Annotated in this window: 11 protein-coding genes; 7 read left to right on the forward strand and 4 right to left on the reverse strand. The window is 72.0% G+C overall.

What is annotated here, in order from left to right; genetic code table 11:
• Window positions 1-76: 76 nt before the first annotated feature.
• The gene (locus ACQP2X_RS27025) at window positions 77-913 is read left to right on the forward strand and encodes an oxidoreductase (protein ID WP_498686547.1); all 837 of its coding nucleotides are present in this window, start codon (window positions 77-79) and stop codon (window positions 911-913) included.
• 51 nt (window positions 914-964) lie between these two features.
• Here ACQP2X_RS27025 and ACQP2X_RS27030 read toward each other — a convergent pair whose 3' ends face one another.
• Both ACQP2X_RS27030 and ACQP2X_RS27035 read right to left on the reverse strand, forming a co-directional pair.
• On the reverse strand, window positions 965-1,588 hold the full coding sequence (locus ACQP2X_RS27030) for a hypothetical protein (RefSeq protein WP_498686550.1): 624 nt from the start codon (window positions 1,586-1,588) through the stop codon (window positions 965-967).
• 93 nt (window positions 1,589-1,681) lie between these two features.
• Window positions 1,682-3,166, reverse strand: coding sequence for a DHA2 family efflux MFS transporter permease subunit (locus ACQP2X_RS27035; protein WP_498686552.1), 1,485 nt, complete (start codon window positions 3,164-3,166; stop codon window positions 1,682-1,684).
• A gap of 120 nt (window positions 3,167-3,286) precedes the next feature.
• Between ACQP2X_RS27035 and ACQP2X_RS27040 the strand changes: the two genes are divergently transcribed.
• From ACQP2X_RS27040 to ACQP2X_RS27050, 3 genes are read left to right on the forward strand one after another with little or no spacing between them, the layout of a single operon-like run.
• Window positions 3,287-3,913, forward strand: coding sequence for a hemerythrin domain-containing protein (locus tag ACQP2X_RS27040; protein ID WP_498686554.1), 627 nt, complete (start codon window positions 3,287-3,289; stop codon window positions 3,911-3,913).
• Window positions 3,910-4,662 (forward strand): AfsR/SARP family transcriptional regulator, encoded by a 753-nt coding sequence (locus tag ACQP2X_RS27045; RefSeq protein ID WP_498686555.1) that lies wholly within the window; start codon window positions 3,910-3,912, stop codon window positions 4,660-4,662. Before ACQP2X_RS27040 ends, ACQP2X_RS27045 begins: the two co-directional genes overlap by 4 nt.
• A gap of 19 nt (window positions 4,663-4,681) precedes the next feature.
• Window positions 4,682-7,438, forward strand: coding sequence for an AfsR/SARP family transcriptional regulator (locus tag ACQP2X_RS27050; RefSeq protein ID WP_498701054.1), 2,757 nt, complete (start codon window positions 4,682-4,684; stop codon window positions 7,436-7,438).
• On the opposite strand, the gene ACQP2X_RS27055 is transcribed toward ACQP2X_RS27050, so the two are convergent.
• Entirely contained in the window at window positions 7,435-10,569 is a 3,135-nt protein-coding gene (locus tag ACQP2X_RS27055) for an ROK family protein (RefSeq protein WP_498686556.1), read from the reverse strand. The two genes, ACQP2X_RS27050 and ACQP2X_RS27055, sit on opposite strands and share 4 nt — an antisense overlap.
• A 246-nt stretch (window positions 10,570-10,815) precedes the next feature.
• On the opposite strand from ACQP2X_RS27055, the gene ACQP2X_RS27060 reads away from it, so the two are divergent.
• The 3 genes from ACQP2X_RS27060 to ACQP2X_RS27070 all read left to right on the forward strand — a co-directional run bounded on the left by ACQP2X_RS27060 (window position 10,816) and on the right by ACQP2X_RS27070 (window position 14,867).
• Window positions 10,816-12,150 carry an MFS transporter gene (locus ACQP2X_RS27060; protein ID WP_498686558.1) on the forward strand — a complete coding sequence of 445 codons (1,335 nt, stop codon included), beginning with the start codon at window positions 10,816-10,818 and terminating at the stop codon, window positions 12,148-12,150.
• A 47-nt stretch (window positions 12,151-12,197) separates the two neighbouring features.
• Complete coding sequence (locus ACQP2X_RS27065; RefSeq protein ID WP_498686560.1) at window positions 12,198-13,931, forward strand: glycoside hydrolase family 3 protein; 1,734 nt, start codon at window positions 12,198-12,200, stop codon at window positions 13,929-13,931.
• A 105-nt stretch (window positions 13,932-14,036) separates the two neighbouring features.
• Window positions 14,037-14,867: an oxidoreductase gene (locus ACQP2X_RS27070; protein WP_498686562.1), complete on the forward strand. Its 831-nt coding sequence runs from the start codon at window positions 14,037-14,039 to the stop codon at window positions 14,865-14,867.
• On the opposite strand, the gene ACQP2X_RS27075 is transcribed toward ACQP2X_RS27070, so the two are convergent.
• Window positions 14,839-16,068 (reverse strand): chymotrypsin family serine protease, encoded by a 1,230-nt coding sequence (locus ACQP2X_RS27075; RefSeq protein ID WP_498686564.1) that lies wholly within the window; start codon window positions 16,066-16,068, stop codon window positions 14,839-14,841. The two genes, ACQP2X_RS27070 and ACQP2X_RS27075, sit on opposite strands and share 29 nt — an antisense overlap.
• Window positions 16,069-16,099: the final 31 nt, after the last annotated feature.

The following is a 16,099-nucleotide window of genomic DNA, read 5'->3' on the forward strand; positions in this document are numbered from 1 at the left end:
TGCCGCGCTCGCGCGGCCCGTGGGTGGTACAGCTTGTGGCTCCCAGACCCGGGCCGGCCGGAGCAGGCTTGCCGGCATGACCGAAACCCTGAAGCTTGCCGACGACCTCGTCCTGTCCCGCATCGGGTTCGGGGCCATGCAGCTGGCCGGGCCGGGCGCCTTCGGGCCGCCGCGCGACCGGGCCGGGGCCGTCCAGGTGCTGCGCACCGCCGTCGAGCTCGGCGTCACCCACATCGACACCAGCGACTACTACGGGCCGTTCGTCACCAACGAGATCATCCGGGAGGCTCTGCATCCCTATCCGGACAGCCTGCGCATCGTCACCAAGGTGGGCTACAGCCGCGGCGCGGACGGCGGTTGGAACCCGTCACCGCACAACCTTCGCGAGCAGGTGCGGGACAACCTGAGGCGGCTCGGGCTGGACGCGCTCGACGGCGTCAACCTGCGGGTCGAGAAGGGCGAGCCGCTGGCCGACCGGTTCGGCGAGCTGGTGGAGATGCAGCGCGAGGGGCTCGTCCGGCACCTCGGCCTGTCGAACGTGACGGCCGGGCAGGTGGCCGAGGCGCGGGCGATCGCGCCGATCGTCTTCGTGCAGAACATGTACAACGTGGCCGTGCGCGACGACGACGCCCTGGTCGACGCTCTGGCCGCCGACGGGATCGGTTTCGTGCCGTTCTTCCCGCTGGGCGGTTTCAACCCGCTGCAGTCCGGGGTGCTGAACGAGGTGGCGGCCGAGCTCGGCGCCACGCCCCAGCAGACAGCGCTGGCCTGGCTGCTGCACCGGTCGCCGACCATCCTGCCCATCCCCGGCACGTCGTCGGTCGCCCACCTGCGCGAGAACGTGGCCGCGGGCGATCTGAAGCTGCCGGGCGAAGCCCTGACGCGGCTGGACGGGCTGGCCGCGCGGTCCTGACAAAGGCCTCGCGCGGTCCTGACAAAGACCTCGCGCGGTTCGACGAAGACCTCAGGTGCTCCTGACCCGGGCCGCCAGTTCGTCGGCGGCCGAGCGCCACTGGTCCTCGGCGGCGGCGCGGAGGCGGTCGAACAGGGCCGGGACGTTCTCCGGCGGCCGCCGGTCGCCGGCGTAGCGCAGCAGGGTGCTGGCGGCGTGGTAGCGGACCAGATATTCGGGGTCGGCCACGGCGGCGGCGAGCGCGGCCACGACCGCGCTGTCGGGTGGGAAGCGGGCCAGGGCGATGGCCGCGTCGAGGCGGGCGAACTCGGACGGGGCCGCGCCGAGCACGCCGACGATGGGGCGGGACCAGGACGGGTCGCCGGTGATCGTGTAGAGGGCCTCGGCGACCCGGATGCGCATCTCGCCGGACGCCGGGCCCGAGGCGCCGTGCAGGGCTCCTCGCAGGTAGCTCACGGCGTCGGCCGGAGCGCGGCCGGCGGCGGCCAGGGCGGTGAACGACTGGGCCGCGAGAGGGTCACCGGCGGACAGGCCGGCGCGGAGCATGCGCTCGACCGCCCGGGGGTCGGCGCGGACGGCCGTCAGCAGGCCGGTGAAATCGGGCCCGTTGTGGTGGACGAGGTACGGGTCACCGAAGACCTCGCGCCGCCATCGCTGCCACTCATCCTTGCTCATTGATGGACATTATTACCAAAGATCGCTACGCATGGCGAAAGATGATCAAGCACACGAAAGAGCCCCGGCCGGATCGGCCGGGGCTCTCTCGGATCAGTGCGCCATCGCGGGCGGCGCGTCCGGGTCCACGTCGAGCGGGCCGGTGCGGAACATCAGGGCCGACACCACCGCGCAGACCAGGAAGAACGCGCAGGACCACCAGAACACGGTGTGGTAGCTCTGCAGCTGGGCCTCGGCGGCCAGGGTGGCCGACGGGGTGTGCGAGGAGGCGTAGTTCGTGGCGGCGGTCGCCGCGAACGAGCTGAGCAGCGCGGTGCCGATCGAGCCGCCGATCTGCTGCACCGTGTTGATCATCGCCGAGGCGACGCCCGCGTCGTGGTGCTGCACGCCGCTGGTGGCGGCGTTCTGCGTGGGGGCGAAGACCAGGCCCAGGCCGAGGCCGATGATGAGCAGGCCGGGCAGCACGCCACCGGCGTACGACGAATCGAGCTGAAGGCGGGTCAGATAGGCCATGCCGACCGCGGCGACGAGCGCGCCGGCCGGGACGAGCGGGCGCGGGCCGACCTTCGGGGTGAGGATCGAGCCGGCCAGCGTGGCCGACACCATGATGCAGGCGAGCATGGGCAGGAACGCCAGGCCGGTCTGGATCGGGGTGAAGCCGAGGATCGAGGTGAGGAAGTAGGTGAGGAACAGGAAGATGCCGAACATGCCGGCGCCGGCGATGCCGATCGCGGCGTAGGAGCCGCCGCGGTTGCGGTCGAGTACCACGCGCAGCGGCAGCAGCGGCTGCGCGACCCGGCGCTCGATGAGCACGAAGGCGATGAGGAAGACGACACCCACGATGATCGGGACGAGGGTGGCCGCGGCCGTCCAGCCGTCGGTCTCCGCCTTGCCGAGACCGTAGACCAGGCCGACCAGACCGATGACGACCGAGACGACGCCCGGGATGTCGATCTTGCCCTTGCCGTCGACCGGCTCGTCCTGGAGCTTCATGAGGCCGCCGACGACCGCGATGGCCGCGATGACCAGGTTGACGTAGAGGCACCAGCGCCACGAGGCGTACTCGGTGAGGACGCCGCCGAGCAGCAGGCCGACGGCGCCACCGGCGCCGGAGATGGCGCCGAAGATGCCGAACGCCTTGCCACGCTCGGCCGGCTCGGTGAACGTGGTCGACAGCAGCGACAGGGCGGCCGGGGCGAGCAGAGCGCCGAACGCGCCCTGCAGCGCGCGGGCCACGATGAGCATCTCGAGGCCGTTGGCCGCGCCGCCCAGCGCCGAGGCCAGGGCGAATCCGATCAGGCCGATGAGGAACATCTTCTTGCGGCCGAAGAAGTCGGACAGGCGCCCGCCGAGCAGCAGCAGGCTGCCGAAGGCGAGGGCGTATCCGGTGACGACCCACTGCCGGTCGGCGTCGGAGAACGCCAGATCGGCCTGCGCGGTGGGCAGCGCGATGTTCACGATGGTGGCGTCGAGCACCACCATGAGCTGGGCCATGGCGAGCACGACCAGTGCCCACCAGCGTCCGGAGCCCTGGTCGGCCGCCGGCCTCGTGAGGCGGGTTTGGGTATCGGTGGACATGCGCGCCTTCCGTAGCGAGGGATTTCCGTCCCCCTCCGCATCGGCAGGCGGTGGGCCCGGCTTAAGGCCCGTCAAGTCGCGGGCAAGTGACTTCCCCGAGACTGCGCGATCGTGAACGAGATGACCATGGACCACGAGCTGGTGGCCATTCACCGGGTGTTCCGCCGCGAGGCCGCGCTGCTGTCGCGGTTCGTGACCGGATGCCGTCCCGGCGACACCGGGCGCGCCACGCAGGTGGCCGACGCGGTCCGGCGCTACACCGGTGAGCTGCTGTGCCACCACCGGGTCGAGGATGAGCTGCTGTGGCCCCTGTTGCGGGAGCGGGCCCGCCTCTACGACGAGCTCGTGGGCCGCATGGAGACCCAGCACGGCCGGCTGGAGCACACCATCCTGGCCATCGGCGACCTTCTCCCCCGCTGGGAGCTGGGTGCGGCCGAGGCCGTACGGGACGAGCTGGCCGGCCATCTCGCCGAGCACCGGACCGCCCTCGTGGAGCATCTCGACGACGAGGAGGAGCTGATCCTGCCCCTGATCGCCGAGCATCTGTCGCCGGCCGAGTGGGAGCAGGTGGCAAGCCGGGGCCTGGCCACCCTCACCCTGGGCGCGATCCTGGAGGAGGCCGAGCCCGACGAGCGCCGGCACTTCCTGGCCAAGGTGCCGCTCACCGGCCGGATGGCGTGGTGGCTGGTCGGCCGCCATCAATACCAGCGGAACGTGTCCCGGCTGCGGGAGCCGCAGCCCTGGTGAGCGCCGGCATCACCTTCTCCCTCCTCGGCCCGGTCCGCGCCTGGCGCGACGGCGTCGAGCTGCCGCTGGGCGACGCTCGGCAGCGCACGGTCCTCGCCGTCCTGCTGCTGCGCGAGGGCGCCCGCACCAGCACGGGCGAGCTCGCCGAGGCCATCGGAGATCAAAATCAGGTTCCCACGTACGTCCACCGGTTGCGCCGCACGCTCAGCGGCGGCCCGGTCCAGCTCGGCTGGTTCGGTGGCGGCTACACGCTGCACGTGCCCTCCGAGTCGGTCGACGCCCGCCGCCTCACCGGTCACCTCACCCGTGCCGTCGCGGCCGGGCCCGCGGTCGCGGCGGCCGAGCTCGAGGCCGCTGTCGCGCTGCGCCGGGGCGTACCGCTGGAAGGGGTGTCCGGGTCTTTCGCGGCCGAGCAGCGCGAACGCCTCGACGAGCTGTGCCGCACGGCCACCACGCGCCTGCTCGCCGTGCTGGTCGAGACGGGCCGCTACGAGGAGGCGATCGCCGGTCTGCGGGAGCTCGTCGCCGAACGCCCCCTGCACGAGCCGGGGCACGCGCTGTTGCTGACCGCGCTGCACCGCGCGGGCCGCCGGGCCGAGGCGCTGGCCCACTACCGCACGGTCCGTTACACGCTCGCCACGGAACTGGGGGTGGAACCGATTCCGGAGCTGCAGAAGCTGAACCGGATGATCCTCGATGTCGATTACCCGACCGTTTCAGCAGTTCAACGCGGGTGGCCACCCACATAGGATCGTGTGCGTGATCGAGATGCGGGTTCTCGGTCCGGTCGAAGTGCTCCTCGACGGCGAGCCGATCGCCGTCCGCGGCAACCAGCCGCTCGCCGTGCTGGCGATCCTGGCCGCCGCCCGTGGCCGCCCGGTCGCCTCCGACCGGCTGATCGACCATTTGTGGGGCGCCGCGCCGCCGGCCGGGGCCGCGGCGGTGCTGCAATCGCACGTCTCCCGGCTGCGGCGCGCGCTGGAACCGCGCCGCCCACCACGCGGCGCCGCCCAACTGCTCGTGCGCGAGGCCGCCGGCTACGCGCTGCGGCTGCCGGCCGGTTCGCTCGACGCCGGCCGCTTCGAGCAGGGTCTGCGGGCGGCCGACGGGCTGCCCCCGGCCGGGGCGCTCGAGCGGCTCCACGACGCGCTCCAGCTGTGGCGCGGCCGCCCCTACGAGCAGTTCGCCGACGACGAGTGGGCCGCCACCGAGACCGCCCGCCTCACCGAGCTGCACCACACCGCCCGCGAGCGCGCGGTCGACGCCCTGCTGCGCCTGGAGCGCACCGACGAGGCCATCCCGGCCGCCCGCGCCCTCACCGGCGAGGACCCGCTGCGCGGCGAGCCGTGGCGGCTGCTCGCGCTGGCGCTGTGGGCGGCCAGCCGCTCCGGCGAGGCCCTGTCCGTGCTCGGCGAGCACCGGCGGGTTGTCGCCGACGAGCTCGGCCTCGACCCCGACCCGGCGCTGGCCGCGCTCGAACAGGCCATCCGCGAGCAGCGGGCCGACGTGCTGGAGGCGGCGCTGCGGCCCGGCCCGACCCCGGTGCGCCCGGCCCAGCTGCCCCGGGCCCAACCGGCGTTCGCCGGGCGCTCGGACGAGCTGCGCCGCCTCGACCGGCACACCCCGGCCCTGGTCGTGGTCAGCGGCACGGGCGGGGTCGGCAAGACCACCCTGGCCGTGCGGTGGGCCCACCAGGCCGCCGCCCGCTATCCGGACGGGCAGCTCCACGTCGACCTGCGCGGCTTCGGGCCCGAGGACGCGGCGGCCGACCCGGGCGACGCGCTGGCGGCCTTCCTGGGCGCGCTGGGCGTGCCCGACCAGCGGATCCCGCCGTCCACAGCGGACCGGACGGCGCTGTTCCGCAGTGTGCTCGCGGCCCGGCGGATGCTGCTGGTGCTCGACAACGCCCGCGACGCCGACCAGGTGCGCCCGCTGCTGCCCGGAAACCCGGACTGCGCGGTCGTGGTGACCAGCCGCAGCCACCTCATCGACCTGATCGTCACCGACGGGGCCTATCCGATGCGGCTGGACGCCTTCCGGCCGGCCGAGTCGGTGGCCTATCTGCGGCGCCGCCTCGGCGACGAGGTGGTCGACGCCGACCCCGGGGCGCGCGACGCGATCGTGGAGCGCTGCGGCGGGCTGCCGCTGGCGCTGGCCCTGGTCTGCGCTCGCGGGGCCTTTCCGCTGGCCGAGATCGACGCCGAGCTCGCCTACGCGGAGGGGCTCGACGGCTTCGCGGTGCCGGGCGTGAAACACGACCTGCGGGCGGTGTTCTCGTGGTCGTACCGGCGGCTGGTCCCACTCGCGGCGCGGATGTTCCGGCTGATCGCGCTGCATCCGGGGCCCGACCTGAGCGTGGCCGCGGCGGCCGCGCTGGGCGGAACGGAACCGGCCGTGGCCCGCATGCTGCTGCGCCGGCTCACCGACGCCCACCTGATCGCCGAGCACCGGCCCGGGCGCTTCACCCTGCATGACCTCGTCCGGGCGTACGCCAAAGAAACGGCCGGAAGGGTCGACCCGGCGGAGGAACGCGACGCGGCCGTGACCCGCCTCCTGGATTTCTATCTGCATTCGTCGCGGAACGCGGCGCAGGCGCAGTACCCGTACCGCCGCCCGGTGATGGTCGGCGACCCGCGGCCGGGCATCACGGTGGCGGCGTTCGCCGATGTGCCCGGGGCGCTGGCGTGGCTGGACTCCGAGTACGACAACATCCTCTCGTTGCTGGACCTGTGCCGCACCGGCCCCGCGGAGCACTACCTGCCCCTGTTCGTCTGGACCTTGGCGTCGTACCAGCAGGACATCCGCTTCCATCTGGTCGACGCGCTGGACCTGGCCACCGACGCCCTGGAGATCACCGGCGACCGCTGGTGGACCGGATATCTGCGCTACATGGTGGGGCGCGGCCTCCTGCGGCTCGGCCGCCCCGAGGAGGCGAGGGCCGAGCTGGAGAAGGCGATAGCGATCGGCCGCGAGATGGACGACCCGGGCCGGATGGCGCACGGGCTGCTCAGCGTCGCCGTCTCGATAGTGACGGTGCACGACGTGCCGACCCGCGCGCAGGCCGAGGCCGCCCATCCGTACGCGGTCGAGGCCCGCGACAACTACCTGCGGATGGGCAGCGAGCAGGGCGCGGTCGAGGTGGCGAACGCGCTGCACCCGATCGCCTGGTACCACGCCCACCAGCCGGGCGGGCACGGCGAGGCCCGCCGGCTGTTCGAGGAGAGCATCGCCATCAGCGAGCGGTGGCGGCACCCGTACGGCGCGGCGGCCGGCTGGATGCAGCTGGCCCGCTTCCACCAGCACACGGGCGATCTCACCGCGGCTGTCGCCGCTTTCGGCAAGGCCATCGAGTTGTACGGCGAGGTGGCCGACCTGCGCATCGAGCCGCTAATTGGTTTGTACGCCTGCCATCGCGACGCCGGGGACCTGGAGGCGGCCGCCCGCACGCGCGACGAGGTGGTGGCTCTGCTGAAGACGGCCCGCTATCCGGACCTGGCCCGCCTGTCCGGCATCCTGAACCTCTAAGGCAGCAGCGACTCGACGGCGCCGAGCACCTCGGCGTCGAGGGTCAGGCCACTGCGCACAACAGTGAGCTCGGCAGTGACGGCCTGAGTGCAGTGCCGCAGAAGCGACTCGCGGATACCCTCCTCGACATGCGGCCCGGCCACACCGTAGCGCCCGCCGACGACGACAACGGCCGGGTTGAGCATGTTGGTGAGCGGCGCGACCGACCGCCCGATCAGCCGCCCGGCGTCGAGCAGGGCCCGCTGGGCCGGCCGGTGCCCACTGGCGGCCAGCTTGAGCAGCCGCTCCTCGGGATCCTCGGACTCGCGGATGAAGGGAGCGGCGTCGAGAACGGCCCCGAAGGAGGCGGGCGACAGAAAGGTGGAGAGGCACCCACGGCTGCCGCAGATGCAGAGCGGCCCGACCTCGCGCACGTTGAGATGACCGACCTCACCGGCGTAGCCGAGAGCGCCCCGGTACATGCGGCCACCGGCCACGATGCCGGCCCCCGTGTATTGGTCGGCGCGCAGGAAGAGAACATCCCGGGCCCCGACGGCGGCGCCCCGCCGAACCTCGGCGAGAGCGGCCAGATCGGCGTTGTTCTCGACCCGGCAGGGCACGCCGAGCACGTCGGTGATGACATCGGCTGGCGCGAACCCGGAGAACATGGGCAGAATCCCGCGCGTGCCGAAATGCCCGGTGACCGGATCGACGGGCGCGGGAACGCTGAGCCCGACCTCACGCAGATCCCCAACGTCGTGCCCGTGCGCGGCAAGCAGGTCAGCGATGAGCTCCCCGGCCAGCCGAACCGGAGCCTCACCGGTCAAGCTCATGGAATTCGGATGGGCGGCCTGGTGAAGCACGGCCCCGGCGCCGTCGGCGACAACGACCCGGATCCCGTACGCGCTGATGGCCGCCCCGGCGAGCAGTTCCTTGGGCGTGACAAGCCGAAACCCGGGCGAGGGCCGCCCCGACCGCCCTTCCGGAGGCAGATCGCAGGGCTCGACAAGCCCATCGCGGCGCATATCGTCAAGCAGCTCGACAACGGCGGCCCGGGGAAGTTTGGTCAGCCGCACGACATCGCTGCGGGCCAGAGCCCCATGAGACCGCAGAAGCCCAACAATCCGCTCCCGCCGAGCAGCCCGCTCCCGCTGCCGAGGCGAGAGGTTCCGCTGCGCGACAGCTTCCACTTCACCACGCCGCCCTACGCTTCCCGCCTCACCACCGCGCCGCTCGGCCTCACCCGCACGCCGCTCCACCTGGCCAGCGCGGCGCTCCACGCTTCCGGCCTCACCACCGCGCCGCTCGGCCTCACCCGCACGCCGCTCGGCCTCACCACTACGACGCTCCACGCTTCCGGCCTCACCACCGCGCCGCTCGGCCTCACCCGCACGCCGCTCGGCCTCACCACCACGACGCTCCACGCCTCCCGCCTCACCACGCCCTTCGGCGCCGAAACCGCGAAGCTCCACGCCTCCCGCCTCACCACGCCCTTCGGCGCCACCACCACGCCACTCGGCGCCACCACCGCGCCACTCGGCGCCACCACCACGAAGCTCCACGCCTCCCGACAGTTCGCCGGGTCGTCCTACCGCTCTCGGGCCGGACATACCCGATTTATCTCCTTCATCGGGCGCGGGCGGTGAGGTGGGATCGGGGAGCGAGGGGAGCGAGGGGATCGCGTCGGGTCCGGAGGCCGGATGAGACTCAAAGGCCGGGCGGAACTCGGGGAACGCGTCGAGCCCGGAGGCCGCATGAGACTCAAGGGCCGGGCGGAACTCGAAGGACGCGTCGGACCCGGACGCCGCATGAGACTCAAGGGCCGGGCGGAACTCGAAGGACGGAAGGGCTCCGGAGGCCGCAAGGGATCCGGAGGCCGCAGGCGAACCGGGAGCCGCAACCGACCCGGACGGCACAATCGGCCCGGACGCCGCAACCGACCCGGACATCGGGTGGGGCGTGGACGAAATGGAAGGCGTGGGTGACGTGGGAGGAACGGACGGGGCGGATGGGGGCAGGCGGCTCAAGGCGGCGGCTACCGCGCCCAGCAAGGCGGCTCGGCCTGCGAGTGTGCCGGCGTGGATTTCGGTTTGTTCGGCTACTGCCGGCTGGGCGTAGCGCAGCAAGGACTCCCGCACTCCGGCCACGATGGGGCCGTCCTCGGTGATCAGGGGGCCGTCGAGGACCACCAGCGATGGGTTGATCGTGTTGGCCAGGTCGGCCACCACCCGGCCGATCATGCGGCCCGCGTCGGCCAGGACCCGCTGGGCTATGGCGTCGCGGGTGGCCAGTTCCAAGGCCCGCTCGGCGGTCACCGCCTCGCCGTAGCTCGCGGACAGGGCGGCCAGCAACTCGCGCGGAGCCGCGATCGTCTCCAGGCAACCCCGGTTGCCGCAGCGGCACAAGGCTCCCGTCTCGTCGACCTGCACGTGGCCGATCTCGCCGGCCACGCCGGTTGCTCCCCGGTGCACCTCGCCGTCCAGCAGCAGGCCGCAGCCGATGCCCGAGGCGATCCTCAAGTAGCAGACGTCGCGCCGGCCTTGGGCCACGCCGTGGTTCACCTCGCCCAGCAGGCTCAGGTTGGCGTCGTTGACCACCGCCACCCCGTGCCCGAGCCGCCGGCGCAGCTCCGGTCCGGCCGCGAACCCGGCCCAGCCGGGCAGCACGCTGCTGGTGTGCACCACCCCGCCCGCCACCGGCGCCGGTAGTCCGATGACGGTCAGCCAGACCCGCCGGCCGTCCGGCACGCACTCCGTGATGAGCGCGGCGAACTCGTCGAGGATCTCCCCCGGCGTCGTCCCGGTGAGGACCCGGCCGCGCTCCACCTCGATCTCGCCGGTCAGCCCGGCCACGGCCACCCGCGCCGCCGCCACCCCCGGGCCGCCGCCCGCCGAGTCGAGGATCGCCCCGACCACGTAGCCCGCGGCCGGTCCCAGCGACAGCAACCTCGCCGGCCGGCCCTGATGGCCGGCCGCCACCGGGTCCGACTCGACCAGGGCGCCGGCCGCCAGCAGCTTGGTGAGCAGGCCGTTCACCGTCTCGCGGGCCATGCCCGTACGGCGGATGAGGTCGGTGCGGCTGATCGGGCCGGCGTCGCGGACGGTCGCCAGCACCAGGTCGCGGCCGGTGATTTGCGCGGGGCGGGTCGCCATCGCCGAAGCGTACCCCCGGGTTTTGCTCGTTTTCTCGGTTAAGGCCGCAGTGACCCACAACACCTGGCACCCGAGCCCCGAAAACTCGCAGAAATAACCGAGGAAGAAGACGAATCAGAGCTTCCGTACGGCCGATCTACCTCTGGTTTGGTGTTAATCGGCTCATTACCTTCGAGATATCAGGTGGTAACGAGCCGGGCCCGGCAAGGTACCTGTCCCACATTTGCGTAACCCAAGGAGGTTGCGATGACCGAGTTGCCACCGGTTGCCGGCCTGCGGACCGCCGACCCCTCGCTGAACGATCAGATGATCGACCAGGTGAACCCGATCAGCGGCGTCCCGCTGAAGGTGACTCCCCCGGACGCGCCCAAGCGCCTGATCTCCGCGATGGCGCTCGCGCAGTTCGGCGCCTACCTGACGATCATGACGCCGGTCGTGGTCACCCTCTCCGTCCGCGTGGCCGAGATCGCCCCGGACAACAAGGCCTCCGCCCTGAGCGCCGTGCTCTCCGTGGGCGCGCTGCTCGCTCTCGTCGGCAACCCCTTCTTCGGCGCCATGAGCGACCGCACCCGGTCACGTTTCGGGCGGCGCCGGCCCTGGCTCATCGGCGGCATGATCGCCGGTCTGCTCGGTCTCGCCATCGTCGCCACCGGCAGCTCGATCCCGGTGCTCACCCTCGGCTGGGCCGTCACGCAGCTCGGCGTGAACGCGACCCTGGCCACCCTGACCGCGCTGCTGCCCGACCAGGTGCCCGCCCATCAGCGTGGCCGCGTCGGCGGCATCCTCGGCCTGATGACCTCGATCGCGATCCTGGCCGGCACCGCCCTGGCCGCGCTGCTCTCCGGTCACACCTTCGCGATGTTCATGGTCCCCGCGGTCATCGGCACCCTCACCGTGGCGCTGCTCATCTCGATCCTCAAGGACCGCCCGGCCGCCGCCGGCCAGCACGAGACGTACGACTTCAAGGAATTCCTGCGCACCTTCTACGTCAACCCGCGCAAGTTCCCCGACTTCTCCTGGAACCTGCTCAGCCGGTTCCTCATCTGGATGGGCATCGCCAGCGTCACGACCTACCAGTCGTACCTGCTGATCGACCGCTTCGGTTACACCACCGACAACGTCGCCACCGCCGTGCTCATCGCCACGCTGCTGACCACGGCCGGCATGGTGGCCGGCTCGACGATCGGCGGGTGGCTGTCCGACCGTACGGGAAACCGCAAGCCCTTCGTCCTCGTCGCCGGCGTCGTCATCGCCGTCTCCCTGCTGGGCATCGCGGTCAGCCAGAGCTTCGCGCTCTTCCTCGTCTCCGTCCTCGTGTTCGGCGTCGGCGAGGGCCTCTACCTCGCGGTCGACCTGGCCCTGGCCACCGAGGTGCTGCCCAACCCGGACGACGCGGCCAAGGACATGGGCGTGCTGAACATCGCCAACGCCCTCCCCCAGTCGCTCGTGCCGATCCTGGCCGCCCCGGTCCTCGCCATCGGCTCCAGCGACAGCGAGAACTACGGCCTGCTCTTCCTCCTCGGCGCGATCGTCGCGATCGTCGGCTCCCTGCTGGTCCGCCTCGTCCGCGGCGCCCGCTGATCTCTTCCTCCCGGAGGCACCCCATGTACCCGTACCAGAACCCCGCTGTGAAGACAGAGGACCGGATCAGCGACCTGATCGGCCGGATGACCCTCGAGGAGAAGGCCGGCCTGATGTTCCACACGATGGCCGCCGTGAACGCGGACGGCACGCTCTTCGAGCCGGACTCGGAGAAGGGCATGTTCCCGTCGACGCGCTGGCTGGTCGAGGACAAGCTCATCAACCACGTCAACATCCTGACGATGGGACCGGTCGCGCCTTCGAAGATCGCCGAGTGGCACAACCGGATCCAGGAACTGGCGGCCAGGACCCGGCTCGGGATTCCGGTGACCGTCTCGACCGATCCGCGGCACGGTTTCATCGACAATCCGGCGACCTCGGCCGCCGCCGGCGGCTTCTCGGTCTGGCCGGAGCCGATCGGGCTGGGTGCGACCAAGGACCCTTCGCTCGTACGGGAGTTCGCCGACATCGCCCGGCGCGAGTACCTGGCGGCCGGGATCCGGGTCGCCCTGCACCCGATGGCCGACCTGGCCACCGAGCCGCGATGGGCCCGCACCAGCGGCACGCTCGGCTCCGATCCGGCGACGGTGGCGGCGCTGCTGAAGGCGTACATCGAAGGGTTTCAAGGTCCTTCGCTCGGCCCGGACAGCGTCGCCACGATGGTGAAGCACTTTCCCGGTGCCGGACCGCAGATGAACGGCGAGGACGCCCATTTCCCGTACGGCCGCGAGCAGGTCTATCCGGGTGGAAGGTTCGCCGAGCATCTGGCGCCGTTCGAGGCCGCCTTCGAGGCGGGCGCGGCCCAGATCATGCCGTACTACGGGATGCCGATCGGCACGTCGTACGAGGAGGTCGGCTTCGGGTTCAACAAGGGCATCATCGAGGGGCTGCTGCGCGGGACGTACGGCTTCGAGGGTGTCGTCTGCACGGACTGGGGCCTGGTGACCGACGCCGACGACGTGTTCGGCGCGCCGATGCCGGCCCGCGCGTGGGGCGTGGAAAACCTGTCCCGGCTCGACCGGGTATATCGGATCATCGAGGCCGGCGCCGACCAACTCGGCGGCGAGTACTGCCCCGAGCTGGTCGTCCAGCTCGTTCAGGAGGGCCGCGTGGGCGAGGAGCGGATCGACGCGTCGGCCCGCCGCATCCTGCGGGACAAGTTCCGGATGGGCCTTTTCGACGACCGGCGGTACGTCTCCACGCCGGAAGCGGCGACGGAGATCGGCCGGCCGGCATACGTCGCGGCGGGCCTGGAGGCGCAGCGGCGCTCGATCGTGGTGCTCCAGTCGTCGGTGCTGCCGCTGTCCGAGGGCATCAACGTCTACGTCGACGGCGTCGACCCGGACGTGGCCGCCCGCTACGCCAAGGTGGTCTCGTCCCCGGCCGACGCCGACATCGCGATCGTGCGCCGCAACGCCCCCTACGACGACACCCGCACGACCGGCTTCGAGTCCTTCTTCCACGCGGGCCGCCTGGACTTCACCGCCGCCGAGCTCGACCCGGTCCTTTCCGTGGCCGACACGGTCCCCACGGTCGTCGACGTGCTGCTCGACCGCCCGGCGGTGCTCACCCCGCTGGCGTCCCGGGCCGCCGCTCTGACGGGCAACTTCGGCGCCTCGGACGAGGCGTTGTTCGACATCCTCTTCGGCCGTACGAAGCCGTCCGGCACCCTGCCGTTCGAGCTGCCCCGCTCGATGGAGGCCGTCGCCGCCTCCCGCGAGGACGTCCCGAACGACACCGAGGACCCTCTCTTCCCGTACGGCCACGGTCTTACGCTCTGAGGCCCACTTTCGGCGCTGCCGTACCTCCGCGGGGGTACGGCAGCGCCTTTGCACCGCCTCCCTACGGGGGACGCGCCCAGGGCCCGGCCACGGAAGGATCCCGGCATGGGAAGAACAGTGGTGGTCACGGGCGCGACAAGCGGACTAGGCCGGGAGGTGGCCGGCGTGCTGGCCGCCGCGGACTGGCGGGTGATCCTGGCCTGCCGCGACCCGGTGCGGGGCCGGGCGGTGGCGGCGGCGATCGGCGGCGACACGCTCGTCCGGCCGCTCGACCTGGCCGACCTGGCGTCGGTGCGCCGCTTCGCCGACGGCCTGCACGGTGACGTGGACGTGCTCATCAACAACGCCGGGGTGATGGGCGTGCCCTACGCGACGACCGCCGACGGACACGAGCTGCACTTCGGCACCAACCATCTGGGGCCGTTCGCGCTGACCGGCCTGCTGATCGACCGGATCCGCGACCGGGTCGTCACGGTGTCGAGCGGCCTGCACGTGCTCGGACGGCTCCCCCACCGGCGTTACCGGCGTTGGCTGGCCTACGCCTCGTCCAAGCTGGACAACCTGCTGTTCGCCTTCGAGTTGCAGCGCCGGCTGACCGCCGCGGGCCGCCCCACCCTGTCCTTGGCCGCGCATCCGGGCGTCGCCGCGACCGAGGGCCAGCGCCGGGACACGTCACTTCAGGGGAGGATCCTGGCCGGTGGCGCGGCCCAGAGCCCACGGAGTGGCGCGCTCCCGATCCTGCACGCGGCAACCGAGCCCGTCGTCGCCGGTGGCATCTGCGTCGGTCCGGACGGCTTCATGCAGCGCACAGGGCAGCCGACCGTCGTCCGCACGAGCCGCGCCTCCCGGGACCCGGAACGGGCGGCCGCTCTCTGGAAACGGTCCGAGGACCTTACTGGGGTCCGCTTCACCCGGTTGGCCAGGGCGTCCCGATGATCGGGGTGACGCCGAAGTCGGCGGCGATGGTCTGGAAGTCCTGGAACAGCAGGGTCGTGGTGAGCCTGCCCCCGCTGACGACGCCGCGGGCGCTGACCCGGCGGCCATCGGCGTCGAAGACGAACACGGGACCACCGCTGTCCCCCTTGCGGGCCGCGGTCGCCCCGTGGGTGCTGGTCGCGGTGACCATGCTGGTGACGGTGATGTCGTCGCCGTCGGAGTCGGTCAGCCGGTAGGACGCGTTGAACTCGTTGTTCGTACGCAGGCCACACACGACCGCGCTCTTGCCGCCGGATTGGCACAGCAGCTCTCCGGTGAAGACGTTCCGCCATCCGGACACGGCCGAGGAGAACGGGTTGCTGAACGGGCCGTTGTAGATGTAGCCGTCCGCGTTCGTCCGGACGAGGAGCACGTCATGCCGCCAGTTCTCGCGGGTTACCGCGCCGATCTCCTCGCCGGTCGGATCCTCGAAGGCGTAACCCGGTGAGGCGCAATGAGCGGCCGACACCAGCCACTCGGCCGCTCCGAACCGGTCCCGCACCCCGAATCCGGAGGTGCACGCCTTCTTGAAGTAGCCGGCCAGGGTGGTGTGTACCCGTGCGCCACCCCACCAGGGCGGGCCGTCGTTCCCCCGGGTCATGAACTCGGCGGGCGCCCGCTCCACGAGCGTGACCGGAACGCCGGCGTGCGAGAGTGCGATTCGCGAAACCGCCCGTCCCGACCAGGTGACGCGCAGCCCGCTGCCGTCGCCGCTGGCCGCGACGCTGTTGACGCCGGTTTCCGCGGACACCGCCAGGACTCGTTCCGCCGCGCGGTCGAGCTCGGCACGCGAATAGGCGGCCGGCCGCACGCCGACCGGCGCGATCCGCTCCGCGCGCTTCACCGCCTCGGCCACCGGCGCGGGAAGGGCACCCTTCCACCACAGCACCACCGCCCGGCCCTCGAATCCGACGTTCGTGAACCCCGGAGCGTGCTCGGACTCGATCCGCTCCAGGATCATCTGCGCCGACGGGCGCAGCACGTCCTGCTGATACCGCATCTCGGCCCACGTGCTCGCGTCCAGAACTCCCCGGAGGTGCTCGGGTGGGCCGGCCGCCAAGCTTGCGGCGGGTGTCACAGCGGTCACCACGACCAGTGTCACGAACAACGCCGTCAGGACCCCGCAGGCCAGGCGCGGACGTGAAAGACGCAGACGTGACATGGTTCCCCCGTGATGACGAGCCGTACCCGTA

The sequence above is a fragment of the Actinoplanes sp. CA-131856 genome, from assembly GCF_050956135.1.
GTDB lineage: Bacteria > Actinomycetota > Actinomycetes > Mycobacteriales > Micromonosporaceae > Actinoplanes.